This window comes from Pedococcus bigeumensis (assembly GCF_006438965.1).
Taxonomy (GTDB): domain Bacteria; phylum Actinomycetota; class Actinomycetes; order Actinomycetales; family Dermatophilaceae; genus Pedococcus; species Pedococcus bigeumensis_A.
Map to the genome: position 1 here is coordinate 430,067 of NZ_RCZM01000001.1, position 17,722 is coordinate 447,788.

The 17,722-nt window shown below is 71.3% G+C and carries 18 protein-coding genes; 12 read left to right on the forward strand and 6 right to left on the reverse strand.

Annotated features, from left to right (window positions below):
* The first annotated feature begins 83 nt into the window (after nt 1-83).
* Entirely contained in the window at nt 84-803 is a 720-nt protein-coding gene (locus EAH86_RS01920) for a metallophosphoesterase family protein (RefSeq protein ID WP_161988542.1), read from the forward strand.
* On the opposite strand, the gene EAH86_RS01925 is transcribed toward EAH86_RS01920, so the two are convergent.
* Entirely contained in the window at nt 780-1,328 is a 549-nt protein-coding gene (locus EAH86_RS01925) for a cyclic nucleotide-binding domain-containing protein (protein WP_140736928.1), read from the reverse strand. The two genes, EAH86_RS01920 and EAH86_RS01925, sit on opposite strands and share 24 nt — an antisense overlap.
* 89 nt (nt 1,329-1,417) lie before the next feature.
* Between EAH86_RS01925 and EAH86_RS01930 the strand changes: the two genes are divergently transcribed.
* Nucleotides 1,418-2,911 (forward strand): sensor histidine kinase, encoded by a 1,494-nt coding sequence (locus EAH86_RS01930; RefSeq protein ID WP_140736929.1) that lies wholly within the window; start codon nt 1,418-1,420, stop codon nt 2,909-2,911.
* Nucleotides 2,912-2,993: 82 nt separating this feature from the next.
* On the opposite strand, the gene EAH86_RS01935 is transcribed toward EAH86_RS01930, so the two are convergent.
* Together EAH86_RS01935 and EAH86_RS01940 are read right to left on the reverse strand one after the other, a co-directional pair.
* A complete protein-coding gene (locus EAH86_RS01935; RefSeq protein ID WP_140736930.1) occupies nt 2,994-3,242 on the reverse strand; it encodes a WhiB family transcriptional regulator in 249 nt (82 codons plus the stop codon).
* Nucleotides 3,243-3,605: 363 nt separating this feature from the next.
* Nucleotides 3,606-4,484 carry an LLM class flavin-dependent oxidoreductase gene (locus EAH86_RS01940; protein ID WP_140736931.1) on the reverse strand — a complete coding sequence of 293 codons (879 nt, stop codon included), beginning with the start codon at nt 4,482-4,484 and terminating at the stop codon, nt 3,606-3,608.
* 153 nt (nt 4,485-4,637) lie between these two features.
* Between EAH86_RS01940 and EAH86_RS01945 the strand changes: the two genes are divergently transcribed.
* Complete coding sequence (locus EAH86_RS01945) at nt 4,638-5,045, forward strand: hypothetical protein (RefSeq protein WP_140736932.1); 408 nt, start codon at nt 4,638-4,640, stop codon at nt 5,043-5,045.
* A 108-nt stretch (nt 5,046-5,153) separates the two neighbouring features.
* Here EAH86_RS01945 and EAH86_RS01950 read toward each other — a convergent pair whose 3' ends face one another.
* Both EAH86_RS01950 and EAH86_RS01955 read right to left on the reverse strand, forming a co-directional pair.
* Complete coding sequence (locus EAH86_RS01950; protein ID WP_206665699.1) at nt 5,154-5,564, reverse strand: PPOX class F420-dependent oxidoreductase; 411 nt, start codon at nt 5,562-5,564, stop codon at nt 5,154-5,156.
* A complete protein-coding gene (locus EAH86_RS01955) occupies nt 5,561-9,943 on the reverse strand; it encodes an FtsK/SpoIIIE domain-containing protein (RefSeq protein WP_140736933.1) in 4,383 nt (1,460 codons plus the stop codon). The genes EAH86_RS01950 and EAH86_RS01955 overlap by 4 nt, the downstream gene beginning before the upstream one ends.
* Nucleotides 9,944-10,122: 179 nt before the next feature.
* On the opposite strand from EAH86_RS01955, the gene EAH86_RS01960 reads away from it, so the two are divergent.
* From EAH86_RS01960 to meaB, 9 genes are all read left to right on the forward strand, one after another.
* Nucleotides 10,123-11,334 carry a CpaF family protein gene (locus EAH86_RS01960; protein ID WP_241668132.1) on the forward strand — a complete coding sequence of 404 codons (1,212 nt, stop codon included), beginning with the start codon at nt 10,123-10,125 and terminating at the stop codon, nt 11,332-11,334.
* A gap of 4 nt (nt 11,335-11,338) precedes the next feature.
* Nucleotides 11,339-12,205 carry a type II secretion system F family protein gene (locus tag EAH86_RS01965; RefSeq protein WP_140736935.1) on the forward strand — a complete coding sequence of 289 codons (867 nt, stop codon included), beginning with the start codon at nt 11,339-11,341 and terminating at the stop codon, nt 12,203-12,205.
* Nucleotides 12,202-13,134, forward strand: a complete 933-nt coding sequence (locus EAH86_RS01970; RefSeq protein ID WP_140736936.1) for a type II secretion system F family protein — start codon at nt 12,202-12,204, stop codon at nt 13,132-13,134. The genes EAH86_RS01965 and EAH86_RS01970 overlap by 4 nt, the downstream gene beginning before the upstream one ends.
* Nucleotides 13,135-13,187: 53 nt before the next feature.
* On the forward strand, nt 13,188-13,397 hold the full coding sequence (locus EAH86_RS01975; RefSeq protein WP_140736937.1) for a hypothetical protein: 210 nt from the start codon (nt 13,188-13,190) through the stop codon (nt 13,395-13,397).
* Nucleotides 13,398-13,400: 3 nt separating this feature from the next.
* The gene (locus tag EAH86_RS01980) at nt 13,401-13,796 is read left to right on the forward strand and encodes a TadE/TadG family type IV pilus assembly protein (RefSeq protein ID WP_140736938.1); all 396 of its coding nucleotides are present in this window, start codon (nt 13,401-13,403) and stop codon (nt 13,794-13,796) included.
* Entirely contained in the window at nt 13,796-14,260 is a 465-nt protein-coding gene (locus tag EAH86_RS01985; protein WP_140737476.1) for a pilus assembly protein, read from the forward strand. Before EAH86_RS01980 ends, EAH86_RS01985 begins: the two co-directional genes overlap by 1 nt.
* 50 nt (nt 14,261-14,310) lie before the next feature.
* Nucleotides 14,311-14,727 carry a pilus assembly protein TadG-related protein gene (locus tag EAH86_RS01990; RefSeq protein WP_161988543.1) on the forward strand — a complete coding sequence of 139 codons (417 nt, stop codon included), beginning with the start codon at nt 14,311-14,313 and terminating at the stop codon, nt 14,725-14,727.
* A gap of 194 nt (nt 14,728-14,921) precedes the next feature.
* Entirely contained in the window at nt 14,922-16,142 is a 1,221-nt protein-coding gene (locus EAH86_RS01995; protein ID WP_140736940.1) for an acetyl-CoA C-acetyltransferase, read from the forward strand.
* Nucleotides 16,143-17,105 (forward strand): methylmalonyl Co-A mutase-associated GTPase MeaB, encoded by a 963-nt coding sequence (gene meaB, locus EAH86_RS02000; protein WP_140736941.1) that lies wholly within the window; start codon nt 16,143-16,145, stop codon nt 17,103-17,105.
* A 109-nt stretch (nt 17,106-17,214) separates the two neighbouring features.
* On the opposite strand, the gene EAH86_RS02005 is transcribed toward meaB, so the two are convergent.
* Entirely contained in the window at nt 17,215-17,682 is a 468-nt protein-coding gene (locus EAH86_RS02005) for a group II truncated hemoglobin (protein WP_140736942.1), read from the reverse strand.
* Between the last annotated feature and the right edge of the window lie 40 nt (nt 17,683-17,722).

Genomic DNA, 17,722 nt, shown 5'->3' on the forward strand with positions numbered 1-17,722 from the left:
GCCCGCGCCAGGTCACGCGGGCAGCGCGTCCAGCCGGTGACAAGGGGGCGCGCGGATGGCGGCCGGTCCGCGAGGATCACGCCATGCAGATCCTCGTGGTGTCGGACCTGCACTACCGGCTGCCTCACTACGACTGGCTGGTGGAGGCGGCCTCCGGCGTGGACGTGGTCGCCGTGGTCGGTGACCTGGCCGATGTCGTCAGCCCGGTGCCGCACTCGGTGCAGACGGTCGTGCTGGCCAGGTACCTCGAGCTCCTCGCGGCCCGCGGAGTCGTCCTCGTAGCGTCCGGCAACCACGACCTCGACGGACCCGGCGCGCACGGGGAACAGATGGCGTCCTGGCTGCGGCTGCCCCAACCCGAGTCGGTGCACGTCGACGGCGCCAGCGTGGACATCGGCGACACGCGGTTCACCGTGTGCCCCTGGTGGGACGGCCCCGTGACGCGCGACGAGGTGGCCGCGCAGCTGGCCGCCGCTGCGGTCGACCGTCCGGCCCGCTGGGTCTGGCTCTACCACGCCCCGCCGGCCGGGACACCGCTGTGCTTCGACGGCCGCCGCACCTTTCCTGACCAGGAGCTCGCCGACTGGATCGCCCAGCACGGTCCGGACATCGTGCTCTGCGGGCACATCCACCAGGCGCCGTGGGCCAACGGCGGCTCGTGGCACGCGCGCCTGGGCGACACGTGGGTCTTCAACGCCGGCAAGCAGATCGGCAAGGTGCCACCGCACATCACCCTCGACACCGACGCCGGGACGGCGGACTGGTTCGGCGTCTTCGACTCAGAGCAGCTCAGCCTCGCCTGACGGGTGCTCATGGTGACCCTCGTGGTCGCCCTGGTCGCCGTCGTGGTCACCCTCGGGGTCGCGCGCCGAACCGGTGCGGGCCGGCGGGCCCTGGTGGTGCAGGAGGACGTCGAGGATCTGGTCGACCAGCCCGAGGTGCCCGGCGGCACCGGCGAACTGCTTCTTGACGTCGACCAGGTAGTGCGTCATCCCGTCGAGCCGCGCGGCCGTCGTCCGCAGGACGGTGAGAGCTGCCCCGGGCTGCTCGGTCAGGAAGGCCAGTGGGTCGTCGACGACGTGCACCACGACGTCCTCGACTGCTCGGACCGTCGCGGTCGCGGCACGGTCCAGGACCGCCGACATCTCCCCGAAGACGGCGCCGGGGGTGTCGATGCGGGCGAACCGCACCCCGTCGTGCTCGACCACGACCGAGCCGGAGACGAGCACCAGCATCCGCCCGGCCGGAGAGCCCTCTGCGATGAGCACGTCGCCCGCCCGCACGGACTCCGTGGGCAGGTCGGCGCTGAACGCCAGCAGGTCGGTCACGACCCCAGTGTCGGGCACGATCCCGGAGCCGGACAGGTGCCGCCCACCCGTCGAACAGGGCCGCCCTGACCCGCGATTAGGCTGCCTGCGTGCCCACCCTCAACGAGGTGCTCCAGTCGGCGACCGACCTTGCGCCCGCCGAGGTCGAGTGGTTGCAGCTGCTCGTCGGTGACTGGCAGCTCATCTCCGACCTGTCGTTCGCGGACCTCGTGCTGTGGGTGCCGGGCGGCATCGAAGGGTGGCTCGCAGTCGCCCACGTGCGCCCGACGACCGGGCAGATGGTCTTCTTCGAGGACGTCGTCGGCCGGCGCACCCACCGGGGCCGTCAGTCATTGCTGGACCAGGCCTACCTCGACCAGCGGATCGTGCGCGAGAAGGACCCGATCTTCCGCGACGACATGCCGGTCCGCGAGGAAGCCATCCCCGTCGTCCGCGGCGGCCGCGCGCTCGCGGTGATCACGCGGCACACCAACCTGGCGGCGATGCGGACACCGAGCCGGCTGGAGCTGACCTACCAGGCGCTCGCCGACGCGTTGGCCCGGATGATCGCGGCGGGGGAGTTCCCCAACCTGTCCGCGCCCACCGGGCAGCGCCGCGGTGCGCCGCGGGTGGGTGACGGCGTGATCCGGCTGGATGTCAACGGGATCGTGTCCTACGCCAGCCCCAACGCACTCTCGGCGGTGCACCGTCTCGGGCACGTCGGCGACGTCATCGGCGAGCTGCTGGCCCGGGTGGTCGCCGACCTGCTGCGCGACGAGTCGCCGGTCGACGAGTCGCTCGCGGTCGTCGTCACCGGACGGGCGCCGTGGCGCACCGAGGTCACCTCCCGCGGGGCGAGCGTGTCGATGCGCGCGATCCCGCTGACCGAGGGCGGCAACCGGGTGGGCGCGCTGCTGCTGCTGCGCGACGTGTCCGAGCTGCGTCGGCGGGAGCTCGAGCTGCTCACCAAGGACGCGACGATCCGCGAGATCCACCACCGGGTGAAGAACAACCTGCAGACCGTCGCCGCCCTGCTGAGGCTGCAGGCTCGGCGGCTGCCCGAGGGGGAGGCCGGGCGAGTTGCTCTCGAGGAGGCCGTGCGGCGCGTGGGGGTGATCGCGCTCGTGCACGAGACCCTGAGCGCGGGGTTCGACGAGACGGTGGACTTCGACGACGTCGCGGTGCGCGGGCTCCAGGCCATCACCGAGGTGGCCAAGGTCGAGCACCCGATCGCGTCGGGGATCACGGGGTCGTTCGGCACGCTGCGCGCCGAGGACGCGACTGCGCTCGCGATGGTGATGTCCGAGCTGGTCCAGAATGCCGTCGAGCACGGCCTCGCCGAGACCGGCGGCGGCACCGTCGCCGTGGACGCGCAGCGCTCGACCGACGACCGCGGTGACGAGCTGCTCACGGTGACGATCACCGACGACGGGGCGGGTCTGCCCAGCGACTTCCGGCCGGGCGGATCCGGGCTCGGCACCCAGATCGTGCAGTCGCTGATCCAGGACCTGCGGGGTCGGATCACCTGGGAGGCAGCAAAGCCGCACGGGACGCGGGTGCGTTTCATCGCGCGGCTTCGGCCACTGGGGAGGGAGTCCGCCTAGGCGGTCCCGCTGCGTCTTGACTTGTGGTGGTGGAGCTGTGCGTTCGCGGACCGGGGTCGACCCGGTCCGCGGGGAAGATCGGTCAGCCGGCGCGACGGGCGCGGGCGTTCCTGCGCTTGAGGGCGCGACGCTCATCCTCGGACATGCCACCCCAGACGCCGGCGTCCTGGCCGGACTCGATTGCCCACTTGAGGCACACGTCGACAACGGGGCACCGTCGACAGACAACTTTTGCCTCCTCGATCTGGAGGATGGCCGGGCCGGTGTTCCCAATGGGGAAGAACAGCTCGGGGTCCTCGTCGAGGCAGGCAGCGCGGTCGCGCCAGTCCATGAAGATCGTGCTCCTTGCGGTGACAGGGGGAATTGCATCCGAGCTCTGCGGGTCCAGGGATTGGGGACCTCGCGGCACGGACGCGTCATTGCGGGGGTGTGCAGGGTCGAGCACCTGAGAGTCAGGGCCGACCGTTGAGCCTAGCCGTACCCATTTCCACACAGGATGAAACACGTGCGCACCCATTTTGGTGGGGTGGACGCACTTCTGCCAACGGGTTGCGTCGGCTTTCTGTTCCAGCCTCACAGATCTGGGCCGGAATCGGACTGCTGAGCACAAGATATCCGACAGGTAACAGTGAGGTGTTGGTCACATGTCGGACAGGGCAGCCACAATCCCGCCTGTGGCGCGTCCAAATCCCGGTCATCCTTGGCCGACCAGCCGGTTGACCACACCCACATTCGCCATGAAGCTCGCCAGGTCGGTCTCTCCCTCGCGGGGCTGGAGGAGCACGCAGGTCGCTCCGGCCGTGAAGAACGGTGCGATGGCCGCCGCCACGTCTGCCGTTTCGCCGACGACCATGAGGGCGGGATCCGCAGAACCGGTCCAGCGAACCAGGTCACCCGCGAGCTGCGCCCGCGCGGCGTCCCCGCCGAAGGCCGCGGAGACGAAGACGACGAGCTCGTGCGCCTCGTCTCTCCCCGCGGCAGCGCGGCCTTCGAGTGCGAGCTCACGGGTGCGGGCAACGCGGTCCGGGTTGCTGCCGCCGGGCAGCACGGTGCCGTCGCCGACTTCGCCGGTGAGCCGCACGGTCTTGGGTCCCTCTCCCGCGACCATGACCGCAGGTGCTGTCGCCGGTGGCCAGTCCAGCCGGACCCGGTCGAGCGAGACGTAGCGGCCTGTCGTGCTGACCTCGTCGCCGGCGAGCAACGACCGCAGCGCCGGCACGTACTCGTGCATCAGGGTGAGCGGCGAGGCGACGCGCGCGCCGACCTGCTCCATCCACGGAACCACCCCGTGCCCGACGCCCGGGATCAGCCGCCCGGGGAAGAGCCGCTCGACGGTCGCGATCTCCATCGCGGTGAGCGCGACGTTGCGCAGCGGCATGGGCGCCACTCCGATGCCCACCCGCAGGCGGGTCGTCCAGGCCAGGACGGCGGACGCCGTGGCGAAAGCCGACTCGCGGAAGCAGTCCTCCCAGAGCCAGAGCTCAGGAAGACCTGCCTCGTCGGCGGCTCGCGCGGCGTCGCGCAGCGCCTCCGGCGGAGAGTAGGGGGTGAAGATTGCCCCGACGCGTCCCATCCGAGCACTCTGGCACGCGCCGCCGACAGGCGACCATCCGCGCCGTGGTCCGGAGCGCTCGTCCGGGCCATGCCGCGCAGGACCGATCCGCCGCGACTGCCTCGCCGGTATGCCGTGTGCGCGACATCCGTGCGCGGCCCTAGCCTGAGGCACGTGACCAGTCCGGCCCCCGCTCCGTCCCGCCCGCGCGACCTCTTTAGATCAGTGGCGGCAGGGGTCTGCGGCCTGCAGGTCCTGGCGCTGCTGGGGTTCGTCGTGTTCTACCTGTGGGAGCTGACCCAGGACTCCGCCGACGATGTTGCCCGGGTGGTCATGTCCGCATTGCTGATCGCCGTCTTCGCCGTCGGCATCGGCGCGCTGGCGCGCGGCTGGCTGCGTGGCGACAACTGGCCCAACACCCCGACCGTGGTCTGGAACCTGCTGCTCGTCCCCGTCGGCTGGAGCCTGGTGCAGGGCGATCACGGCGTGGTGGGTGCGCTCGTCATCCTCGTGGCCGTCGTCGGAATCGTGGCGGCGATCCGCGCCGACACCACGGACACCGAGGACGTCTCACCCGAGTGAGGCGGCCTGGCCCTGGGGTCGCGCCCGGTTGAAGGATCCTGTGGGCCATGACCCGCGAAATGCTTCAACCGGCGGCGTGGTGCGGCCCTTGCCGGACCAAGGTCTGCGTCAGGCAGCGTCAGCGGCGGGAGTGATCCGCAGCATGACGCGCTGCGGTGCGCCGCGGCGGAGCAGCCGCTCGACACCCATGACGATGCGGTACTCGAGTCCGTACTTGGCGCCCATCACCTCGCCCAACCGAGCCGTCGCCCCGAATCCCTCGACAACCTCAGCCACTCCCGCGACCGGGGGGACAGACGTGTTGACGGTGCCGCGACGGCTGGACGGCCGGAGCTCGATCCGCTCGTCGTTGCGCAGCCGCTTCACCTTGCCGCTCCCGCTCGGAGTGGTCACGACCAGCGAGTCACCGTCCCGGCCAACCCACACGGTGGTGGGCACACCCACGCCCGACTTGCGGAAGGTGGTGAGGGAGACGAACTTCTCTTCGCCGAGGGAGGCCAGGTCAGGGGTGAGGGTCACCACCTGACACTAGTCGCCTCGAGCGGCACCGGATCGCAGGTCGCCACCTGCAGGGCGGTTGCCACCCCGCCACGGACGAGGTAGCCGCGACCAGGCAAGGCAGCACGGTCGACTGGCACCCGCACGCCGAACACGTCCGCCTCAGCCGGGCTTGCCGGACCAAGCATGATGCCGGTCCGGTGTCGCGCCAGCTCGACCGCGAGGCCGCGGTACTGCACCGAAAGGACGCCTGCATCTGAGCCGCCCACGATCAGACCACCGTCGCGGTCGACCAGCGCGGCCAGCTGCTTGAGCGCCGACTCGACCGGGGTGTCGAGCAGCTCATCGGCGTTGTCCACCAGTACCGCCAGGTCCGGCACCGCCCGGCGCAGTGCCATGAGCTCACCCGGCTGCGCGGGGTCGTCGCACCACACCACCTGCGGGTCGTCGCGAAGGGTCCCCCACGGACCAGGCCGCGTGGCGACGACCGCGACCCGACGGTTGCGAGCAAGCAGGCCGACGGCTAGTGCTGTGAGGGTGGTCGAGACACCAGCACCGTTGCTGCCGCTCACGATCCACCGGCGGCCATCACGGGTTGGGGACAGTCCCAGGGAAGTCAGCTCGTCGCCGCCGAGTCCGAGCAGCACGGTGTCGTCGGGCCCGTCAGGACGGGGCAGTGATGCTGCGTCGACCCGCCGCGGGAGCGGGTCGACCCGCCACGGCAGGCGGGTCGTGTGGGTCGCGTGCCCCGCCTCGGTCCGCCCGGACGACGGTGGGAGGGCGACCTGGACCTCGGTGCCGTCGAGCAGCACCCCCCGACCTGGTGGCTGGTGGGTGGGTAGGGCCTTCGCCGGCAGACCCGCGAGCACCGCATCGGTCCGGTCCGCGAGCCGCAGCAGGACACGGTGGGTCAGTGCCGAGGCTGCGCGGCCGACCAGGAGGGCCCGGTCACCGGCCAGGACTCCCGTGAGCCCGACTCCTGCGCCCTCCCGGAGCACCCCCAGCAGCCTCTCGACGAGGGCGCCGTGCGTGACGTCGTCGGTCCGTTGGGCGAGGACGTCCCAGTCGTCGACGAGGAGGAGCAAGGCGGGCGGCGCCACGGGGTCTCCCGCGTGCCACCACTCGGCGAAGGTGGCGTGGCGACTGGCGGCGACCTGCTGCCGGCGGTCCGCCACGTCGACCGAGAGCCGGGCGACCAGCCGCTGGAGACGTGGCAGGTCGTCCCACACCGCATGGCTGCCGCAGTGGGGCAACGACTCGACGCCGGACAGCGAACCTCCGCTCACGGCATACACGTGCAGGTGTGCCGGGTCGACGGCGGACGCGGCCCGACGGGCCACTGTCAGCAGGGCGGTGCTGCGGCCGCTTCCTGACGTGCCAGAGAAGCCCCAGTGCCCTGGCGCGGCGAGGTCGACCTCGAGGGGCCACTGACGTTGCGCCGCAGGTTCGTCCGCGAGTCCGATGGCGACACGGAAGGCAGACTCGGCGGGTGGCAGGGACTCCGCCGCGAGCTGCGTCGGCAGGGCCGCCAGCCACGGGCTGGGAGCCGGGCGCGCACCAATGAGGACGGCAGCCCCCGACACGACGTGGACGACGGTGGCCAGATCCGTGGTCACCGTTTCGTGTTCGTCCGTAGGGTCCGGCCACGGCGCCGACGTGCGGTCCCACTCCACCACCCTGACGCGTATGCCGCGTGGCTCGGTTGCGCGGGAACGTCCCCCCGCGTGCGCCGCCTGGAACGCCACGAGCGAGCCACCACCGGCACGGGCGTAGCCGCGGCCGGGTACGGCCCGGTCCAGCCCGGCGGCATCAGGGGTGTCGATGACGTCGTCGGAGTCGGCCCGGTCGCGGACCCGAAGGGCGATGCGCAGGTTCACGTTGGCCTTGATGTCGGCCGTCACGACACCGGCGGGCCGTTGCGTCGCCACGACGACATGGACGCCCAGCGACCTCCCGAGAGCGGCGACGCGGACCATCCCGTCGACGAACTCAGGGAGCTCCTCGGCCAGCGCCCGGAACTCGTCGATGACGATCACCAGCCGCGCCAAGGGGGAGGCGCTGGCCGACGACGAGGACTGGTAGGAAACGAAGTCCGCTACATCAGCCTCGGCGAAGAGGCGCTCCCGGCGCTTGAGCTCGGCGGTCAGTGAGGCGAGGGCGCGGTCTGCGAGGTGGTCGTCGAGGTCGGTGACCAGGCCCGAGACATGGGGCAGGTTGTCGCACTCGCGGAAGGCGGCGCCGCCCTTGTAGTCGATCAGGACGAAGGAGAGGTGCTCGGGACGGTTGTGGAGCGCCAGCGACGCGACCAGGCTGCGCAGCAGCTCGGACTTGCCCGCACCGGTGGTGCCGGCCACCAGGACGTGGGGGCCGTCGGTGGCCAGGTCCACCGTGAACGGACCATCGGTGGTCCGGCCCACGGGCACCGTCGTGCGGTGCGGGCGTCGCGCCCAGGTGCGAGCGGCGTTGGCCGCGCTGAGCCCGTCGGCGCTGTCGGGGTCGGTCAACAGCTCGGCAAGCCCGAGAGAGGTCGGCAGTGAGCTGTCCTGGGCTCCCGGGGTCGCGTCGCGAAGTGGGGCAAGTCCCCGGGAGAGCCGGTCGGCCCACCACGGGCCGACCAGGTCGACGACCAGGTCGGTGGCCGCACCACCCGGAAGGTGCAGCGAGGCGCCGGCGGGCGCGGTCAGGTCGACGACCGCTCCGGCCTCGGACGGCAGCTCGGCACGGTCGTCGTTGAGCGCCAGGACACAGATGCCGACGGAGGGGCCGTGCTCGAGGACCTCGGCGAGGTAGGGGACGCCACGCAGGGCTGTCGCCCCGTCCAGGACGACGACCGTGCGGGGTCCGGACCAGGGTTTCCCAGCCGGTGTCGACGTGGTCCGGCGCGTGCTGACCCGATGGGCCAGCTCGGTGACCGCACGCCGGGCGGTGGAGTCGGCGTCCAGGCTGGCGACCCACAGTGCGCCCGCTCGGCCGTCCGGGCGGCGGACATGGGGGAGTCGGCTCAGCCATGACCAGCTGTCGTCGGCTCGCCCGCCCCCCGCGATGAGGACCAGGTCGAGATCGAGGGGCGAGTGCAGCGTGACGAGCTGGCCGACGACGGCGCGGAGCAGCGCCAGCACCGCAGTGCGGTCGCCGCAGACACCGAGGACCCCGATGTCAGCCAACGGCAGGGCACATGGAACCCGTTCCAGCGCAGGGTGTTCCGGAGCCGGATCGCCCGGGGGACGAATGACCCGCAGGGCAGCGGGCGTGGTGCACCGCCCGATGCTGACCGTGAGTGCATCGACGTCCGCGCGCCGCCGTTCCCAGAGCCGGGCCGTGGGCATCGTCGCGATCGCGAGGGTCTCGGCGGGATCCGGCAGCGACCGTCGTAACGTCCGGGCCTCCTCGGCGCAGGCGGCCACCACCCGCTCGCGGGCGCTGGCGAGATGACGCAGGTATGCCGCGTGCTCCACGGCATACCTGCGTCTGCTCCCCACGCGGTCACTGAGGGTGCTGCCCGCCATGAGGATGGGACTCATCAGCGCGAAGGCGAGCATCATCGGTCCGAAGAAGATGGCCATCACGGCTGCGAACGGAACGGGCAGCGCCATCGCGATCCACGGCGCGCCGGTGCGGCGAGGCGGATCGGGCGGTATCGGAAGCGCGATCGACACCGGCGTGGGAGGGGCGAGGAGACGAGGTCGTCGGTTGACGGCTCGGGTCCCGTCCGCCCTCGCGGTGCAGGCGGCGGGCACGGCACCGGCCGGGCGCAGCACCAGAAGGGTGTCGCCGACGCGGACGACCGTACCGACGACCAGGGACTGCGGTTCGGCGCCGACCGGTGCGTCGTCGAGGTAGGTGCCATTGGTCGAACCCAGGTCCGCGAGCGTGATGGCGTCGGCGGTGACGCGGATGGACGCGTGCAGTCGGGAGAGGCCCGGGTCGTCGAGACAGACGGTGGCCTCCTCGGAGCGACCCAGGGTGTGGACACCGGGAGCGAGCTCGACCGTCCGGCCGGCGTCGGGTCCGTGGACGATCGCCAGTGCCACGGGGGTGCGTTGGGTGACCCGGGTTGCGGGGAGTGCGAGAGCCGTGCGGCAGCCCAGCGTGATCGCCGCTCCGTCGACGAGGGGGTCGCGGCCCACGGGTGCGTCGTCGGCGAGCAGGACACCGCCAACCCACATCGCCGGGGCCTGAAGGGCGCCGTGGTTGGACGCGGGTGCGAGGGTGCCTGCGAGGGTGCCTGCGAGGGTGCCTGCGAGGGTGCCTGCGAGGGTGCCTGCGAGGGTGCCTGCGAGGGCGTCGGCGAGCTCGCGCGCCGTGGAGCCCCGGGGAGCCTCGACCTGCACCTCGAGGGGACCCGTCGAGGGCGAGGCCAGGTCTGTGGACCGCTGCACGACGGTCAGCTGGAGTCGCATCCGGCGACGGTAGGCAGCGGGAGGTGAATGCCGCGGCAGTTATCCACCGCCTGTGGATGACGGGCGGCGGACTGCCCGATTTCGCCCTAGTATGCCGCTGACGTCCGCATACGAGGTTAGACGTGGGGTTGGCCTCGACGCGGTGGAGACGTCAGGGGGAGGGTGATGTGGACGCGGTCATGACCGTCGAGTCCGAGGTGCGGGAGCTGATCCGGCGTTCCGGGGTCGACCCTGCCCGGGACGTCGTGGAGCTGGATCGCCTGGTGCGCGACGCGGTGGCCGACTACGACGAGCGCTCGCTGCACGGCAGCCTGCCCGCGCTCGCCAACATCGAGGACGCCGTGAAGTCGGTGAAGGATGCGGTCGCGGGGTTCGGTCCGCTCCAGCCGTACTTCGACGACCCCGACGTCGAAGAGATCTGGATCAACGAGCCGACCAAGGTGTTCATCGCGCGTGGCGGCACCGCCGAGCTGACGACTACGATGCTCACCGCCGACGGCGTCCGCGACCTCGTGGAACGGATGCTCAAGACGAGCGGCCGCCGGGTCGACCTGTCGAGCCCTTTCGTCGACGCGGTCCTGCCCGACGGGTCGCGGCTGCACGTCGTCATCCCCGACATCACCCGGGCACACTGGTCGGTCAACATCCGCAAGTTCGTGGTGCGGGCCTCCCACCTCGACGACCTCGTCGGACTCGGCACCCTGACTCCGCACGCGGCGCGGTTCCTCGGCGCCGCAGTCGCGTCCGGGCTCAACATCCTCGTGGCCGGCGGCACCCAGGCCGGCAAGACCACCCTGCTCAACTGCCTGAGTGCTGCCATCCCGCCACGCGAACGGGTGGTGACCTGTGAAGAGGTCTTCGAGCTGAAGATCCCCCTGCGGGATGTGGCGTCGATGCAGTGCCGACAGCCGAGTCTGGAAGGCACCGGGGAGATCCCGTTGCGGCGGCTGGTCAAGGAGGCGCTGCGGATGCGCCCGTCGCGCATCATCGTCGGCGAGGTGCGTCAGGCGGAGAGCCTCGACCTGCTGATCGCCCTCAACAGCGGGCTCCCGGGCATGTGCACCATCCACGCCAACAGCGCTCGCGAGGCCATCACGAAGATGTGCACGCTGCCGCTGCTGGCCGGGGAGAACGTCGGCAGCCGGTTCGTCGTGCCCACCGTCGCGGGGTCCATCGACATCGTCGTGCACGCCGCCCTCGAGCACGACGGCGTCCGCCGGGTGCGCGAGATCGTGGCGGTGCCCGGGCGGGTCGAGGGTGACGTCGTCGAGACGGCCGACATCTTCACCCAGCGCGAGGGTGTGCTGCGTCGTGCCGATGGTTTCCCGCCGCACACGGACCGGTTCCGACGGGCTGGTTACGACGTCGCAGCGCTGTTGGCGCAGGAGTGACACCGTGACCGGAATCGTCGTAGGGCTGCTGCTGGGGTGTGGTCTGTTCTGCCTCTGGTGGTCAGCCTGGGTGCCGCAGCCGAAGCAGTCGGGACCGCGTCGTACCTCCCTGATGGACCGGTTGCGCGACGAGCTGGTCCAAGCGGGCTATCAGTCGGTCGGACCACGCAGCCTGGTCGTGGCGTGCCTGATGGCGTTCGTGGTCGTAGGTCTGCTGGTCCTCGCGACCACGCGCGTGGGGCCGGTGGCCCTCTGTTTCGCCCTCATCGCGGGGTACGGACCCTTCGCCCTGGTGCGCATGCGGGCAAGGCGGCGGCGTGCGAACCTGCGCGAGCTGTGGCCGGACGCCGTCGACAACATCACTTCCGGCGTACGTGCCGGCCTGGCCCTGCCGGAGGCTCTCAGCCAGCTGGCGATCCGTGGGCCCGAGGAGCTGCGGCCGGCGTTTCGCGCCTTTGCGGAGGACTACCGGGCGAGTGGGCGGTTCCACGACTGCCTCGACCGGCTCAAGGACCGGCTCAGCGATCCGGTCGGCGACCGGCTCGTCGAGTCGCTCCGGATCGCCCGGGAGGTGGGCGGCAGCGACCTCGGCCGGCTGCTGCGCACCCTCTCGACCTTCCTGCGCGAGGACAGTCGGACCCGGTCCGAGCTGGAGACCCGCCAAGGGTGGACCGTTAACGCGGCCCGGCTCGCTGTCGCGGCACCCTGGATCGTCCTGGCGATGCTGTGCACCCGACCCGAGTCGATCCAGGCCTATGCGACCACGACCGGCACGCTGATCCTGCTCGTCGGCGCGGCGGTGTCGGCCGCGGCCTACCGGATCATGGTCTTCATCGGGCGGCTGCCCGAGGACGAACGAGTGCTGCGGTGAGCGCGTCGCTGGCTGGCGCGGCCATCGGGTTCGCACTGGGGCTGGGGCTTCTCCTGGTTTGGGCCGGTCTGCCGCGCAACCGTCGGGCCACCCTCAACGACCGGCTGCTGCCCTACCTGCGCGACGCGCCACGCCCATCGCGGCTGCTGGCCAGTCGCCAGGTCGGCGGGACCGGCGCCCTGCGGGTGTTGGCTGGGCCGGTGGTCGCCGATCTCGGCGGTCGCATCGAGTCCATCCTCGGCGGTTCAGCGTCGGTCAAGCGACGACTGCTGCGAGCGGGCAAGGCTCCGGACGTCGACCGGTTCCGCGCCGAGCAGGTCCTGTGGGGTGCTGTAGGGCTGCTCGTCGGTCTCGTCCTCGGCAGCGTCATCTGGCTCGGCCAAGGCGGGTCGGTGGTTCGGGCGGTCCTCATCGTGCTGTGCAGCGTTGGCGTCGGCGTCGTTGCACGCGACCAGTGGCTCAGCCACGAGGCCAACGTGCGTGAGCAGCGGATGCTCAGCGAGTTCCCCACCATCGCCGAGCTATTGGCCCTGGCCGTGGGCGCGGGCGAGGGCGCCGTGGGTGCGCTGGAACGCGTCTGCCGCCTCTCGCACGGCGAGCTGTCCGCCGAGCTCGGGCGCTGCCTCGCTGACGCGCGGGCCGGGGCCAACCTGCCGACGGCACTGCAGGGGCTGGCCGACCGCACCGGCCTGATGAGCCTCTCGAGATTCGTCGACGGCATGGTCATCGCGGTCGAGCGGGGGACGCCCCTGGCCGACGTGCTCCGGGCACAGGCGCAGGACGTCCGTGAGACCGGGCGGCGTGCCGTCATGGAAGCCGGCGGCAAGAAGGAGATCGCGATGATGGTCCCCGTCGTGTTCCTCGTGCTGCCGATCACCGTCCTGTTCGCCGTCTTCCCGGGTTTCGCCTTCCTGCGGTTCTCGATCTGACCTCCACCAGCACTTCTGATCTGCCACCAGCCACAGCACACGAGAGGAACCTCATGACCACCCTTCACCGATCCGTGGTGCGCGCTCAGCTCGCTGCGGCACGCGCCATCCGAGGCGGCAGCCGACGCAACGAGCGTGGCGACGTCCCGGGCTGGGTCCTGATCACGTTGATGACGGCTGGCCTGGTGGCGGCCCTGTGGGCAGTGGCCGAGGACCAGCTCAAGGCGCTGTTCACCGACGCGCTCAACAGCGCACGGCGGTAGCTCGTGCGGTGGGCCGCGGCCAGACGGCGGGGCGAAGCAGGTGCTGCCATCGTCGACTTCGTCCTGGTCTCGGTGCTCGTGTCCGTGCTGTTCCTCGCCGTGTTCCAGGTCGGCGTGGCCCTGTACATTCGCAACACCATCATCTCGTGTGCCTCCGAGGGCGCCCGCTTCGGCGCGCGAGCTGACGCTGACCCGGACGATGGGGCAGCCCGTACTCGCGAGCTGATCGATGCCTCGCTCTCGGCTCGGTTTGCCCAGGACGTCTCTGCCGAGGTCGAGGATGCAGGCGGCGTGCAGGTCGTGTCCGTGCACGTCCGGGCGCCGCTGCCCGTCCTAGGCCCCTTCGGTCCCGACAGCGGCTTCGACCTCGTGGGCCGGGCCTTCCTGGAGCGGCAGTGATGCTCGCCCTGCGTCGGCGACTCCTCGCCCTGAAGGCGGCGGGCGAGCATGGCAGCGCCATCGTGGAGTTCGTCTTCCTCGCCGTGCTGCTGATGGTGCCGCTCTTCTACCTCGTGATGACCTTGTCCCGGATCCAGGCAGGGGCGTATGCCGCGTCGACCGCGGCGCGCGAAGCCGGCCGGGCCTTCGTGACGGCTTCCGAGCCCGCGGCGGCCGAGGAGCGAGCTCTCGCCGCCGCACGGATCGCCTTCGAGGACCAAGGATTTGGCGTGGACGAGGCGCAGCTGACGATGAAGTGTGACGGCACCCCGTGCCTGCGCCCAGATGGTCGGATCGAGATGTCCACGACGGTCACGGTGCCGCTACCCCTGGTCCCCTCGTTCGTCCGCGGCGTGGTGCCGCTGGAGGTGCCTGTCACCGCCAGCCACGTGGCGGTCGTCGACCGGTTCAGGGGACAGCCATGAAAGAGGCCTGCCGTCGCCGCTTGCACCGTGGCGGCGGGGAAGCCGGTCAGGTGACGCTCTTGGTCCTCGGCTTCAGCATCGTGGCGATCCTGCTCATCGTCGGGACGGTCGCGGTCACCTCCGTCCAGCTGTCCCGGATGAGGCTGCTCGACGCGGCCGACGGCGCGGCCCTGGATGCGGCGGACTCCCTGGACCTCGGTGCCTACCGGGGCGGGCTGGGGGAGGCGGTCGCCGTCAACGACGCCACGGTCCGCGGGACGGCGGTGCAGTACCTCGCCGAGCGACCGAGGCCGGAGAGCATGCTCGCCTGGCAGGTGGCTCCTGGTACGGGTAGCCCGGACGGACAGACCGCGGTGGTCCGCATCTCCGGCCAGGCCGATCTGCCGCTGGTCGGCGGTCTGCTCGACACCATGGGCGGCTCGGTGACGATCACCGTCGAGTCCCGCGCTCGCGCCAACCTCGAGTAGCGACGCCGTAGTCCCTGAGCGGGCGCGCCGACGGCGCCGCGGACGGCACCGCGGACGGCCACAAGTGGGCCGGGAGGCCACCACGCGGCATACCCCAGTGTGGGCAGGACCACCTGCCCGGGCGGGCTCGTGCGAGCGGTGCCGCATTAGAGTGAACGGAGGTAGTCCCCAATGGCGCTGGAGGCCTTGTCACCATGTCTGATCGTCCCGTTTCCGTCATCGTCGCGGGTGCCCGCACCCCCATGGGCCGGCTGCTCGGCTCGCTGAAGGGCTTCTCGGGCGCCGACCTCGGCGGCTTCGCCATCAAGGGCGCCCTGGAGAAGGCCGGCGTGAGCCCCGACCAGGTCGACTACGTGATCATGGGCCAGGTGCTGCTGGCCGGCGCCGGGCAGATCCCCGCCCGCCAGGCCGCCGCCAAGGCCGGCATCCCCATGTCCGTCCCCGCGCTGACGATCAACAAGGTCTGCCTGTCCGGCATCAACGCGATCGCCATGGCCGACCAGCTGATTCGCGCGGGTGAGGTCGACATCGTCGTCGCCGGTGGCCAGGAGTCGATGACCAACGCTCCCCACCTGCTCGAGAAGTCCCGCGAGGGCTACAAGTACGGCGACGTGACGATGCGCGACCACATGGCCTTCGACGGCCTGTGGGACGCCTTCACCGACCAGGCGATGGGCCTGCTCACCGAGCAGGCGAACACCGGCGACCAGGAGTTCAGCCGCGAGCAGCAGGACGAGTTCGCCGCCCGCAGCCACCAGCTCGCCGCCCGGGCCTGGAAGGACGGCCTGTTCGACGACGAGGTCATCACCGTCTCCATCCCGCAGCGCAAGGGTGACCCGCTCGAGTTCAAGACCGACGAGGGCATCCGCGCCGACACGACGACCGAGACGCTCGGCAAGCTGCGCCCGGCGTTCTCCAAGGACGGCACCATCACCGCCGGCACGGCCAGCCAGATCAGCGACGGCGCCGCCGCGGTCGTGGTCATGAGCAAGGCCAAGGCCGAGGAGCTGGGGCTCGCCTGGGTCGCCGAGATCGGCGCACACGGCATGGTCGCCGGTCCCGACTCGACGCTGCAGCAGCAGCCCGCGCGGGCCATCGCCAAGGCCTGTGAGCGCGAGGGCATCACGCCCGCCGACCTCGACCTCGTCGAGATCAACGAGGCTTTCGCCGCGGTCGGCCTGGCCTCGGCCAAGGAGCTTGGCATCGACGTCGACAAGGTCAACGTCAACGGTGGCGCGATCGCCCTCGGTCACCCGATCGGCATGTCCGGAGCCAGGATCGCGCTGCACCTCGCACTCGAGCTCGGCCGTCGTGGTGGCGGCATCGGCGCAGCCGCCCTATGCGGCGGTGGCGGTCAGGGCGACGCCCTCATCGTGCGCGTGCCGAAGACCGACGCCGCCGACGCCAAGGCCTGAGTGGCTCCCCGCACCGTCGACGTCCCTGCCCTGGTCGAATCGGCCAGGGCAGGGTCGCCTCGTGCCGTGGCGCGGTTGATCTCGCTCGTCGAGGACGGCCATCCGGCGCTGCGTGAGGTGATGGCAGCCCTCGCACCCCACACTGGCCGAGCGCACATCATCGGGATCACCGGCAGTCCGGGCGTCGGCAAGTCCACGTCCACCAACGCGCTCGTCGGCGCACTGCGCAAGCAGGGCAAGCGGATCGGCATCCTCGCCGTCGACCCGTCCTCGCCGTTCTCCGGTGGTGCGCTGCTCGGTGACCGGGTGCGGATGCAGGACCACGCCCTCGACCCCGACGTCTACATCCGCTCGATGGCCAGCCGCGGTCACCTGGGCGGGCTCTCGTGGACCACGCCCCAGGCGCTGCGCGTCCTGGACGCGGCCGGGTGCGACGTGATCCTTGTCGAGACCGTCGGCGTGGGCCAGTCCGAGGTCGAGGTCGCTGGCCTCGCTGACACGACGATCGTGCTGCTGGCGCCCGGCATGGGTGACGGCATCCAGGCCGCCAAGGCGGGCATCCTCGAGATCGGCGACCTCTTCGTCGTCAACAAGGCCGACCGCGACGGCGCCGACGCGACGGTCCGCGACATCCGGCACATGATCTCCCTGGGTGACCGCACTGAGCCCAACCTGTGGCGCCCGCCGGTGCTGAAAACCGTTGCGCAGCAAGGCCAGGGGATCGACGAGGTCATCGAGGCCATCAAGAAGCACACCGCGTGGATGGAGGAGTCCGGCGCGCTGCGTGAGCGTCGCATCCGACGCGCAGGAGACGAGATCGAGTCGATCGCGCTGCAGGCCCTGCGCGCCAAGATGGGCGACCTGCGCCACGGCAACGGCGTGGACGAGCTCGCCGCCGCCGTCGTGGACGGCACGACCGACCCGTATGCCGCGGCTGACCAGATCGTGGCCGCCCTCGCCTGAGCGCCCTCCCGCAGTCCGAGGCGGCCAGGGGTGGGTCTTTGAAGGATCCGCCACGTCAGGACGTGGCGGATCCTGCAAAGACTCGCGGTCGCCGGGCCGGCAGAGGTGCTCAGTCGCGGCCGGAGGTGACCAGGCCGTCCCAGTCCCAGCGCGGCATACCGAAGCCGGCGGGGACGCTCGCCCCCGACTCGTGGAACTCGTTGACGTCGGCGACCGCCCACTCCATGTAGGCCCGCAGGGCCGCCCGGAACTCCGGATCCGCCGGCAGCCCGACGTCGTCGGCGGCGGCGACGAAGCAGTCGACGAACCGCGGGCCCAGCTCGAGCATCCCGGGGCCGTTGCCCGCGTGCATGCGCAGCATCGACGAGTGGTCGCTCAGCTGCTCGGAGAACCGTGCTGGTCCGCCGAGCACCTCGGCCCAGTAGGCGGCGAGCCGCTCGACGTGCTGGGGGTTCATGTCCTGCTTGCTGAACGGGTGGTTGAGCAACGGATCGGCGAGGCACCGCTCGTGGTGAGCGCGGGCCAGGGCGAGGAACGCCTCGTCGCCCCCGGCGAACTCGTACAGGCTCGGTCGCATCCCGGCAGCGTCGCACGCGGGGGCGGTGGAGTGTCAAGGA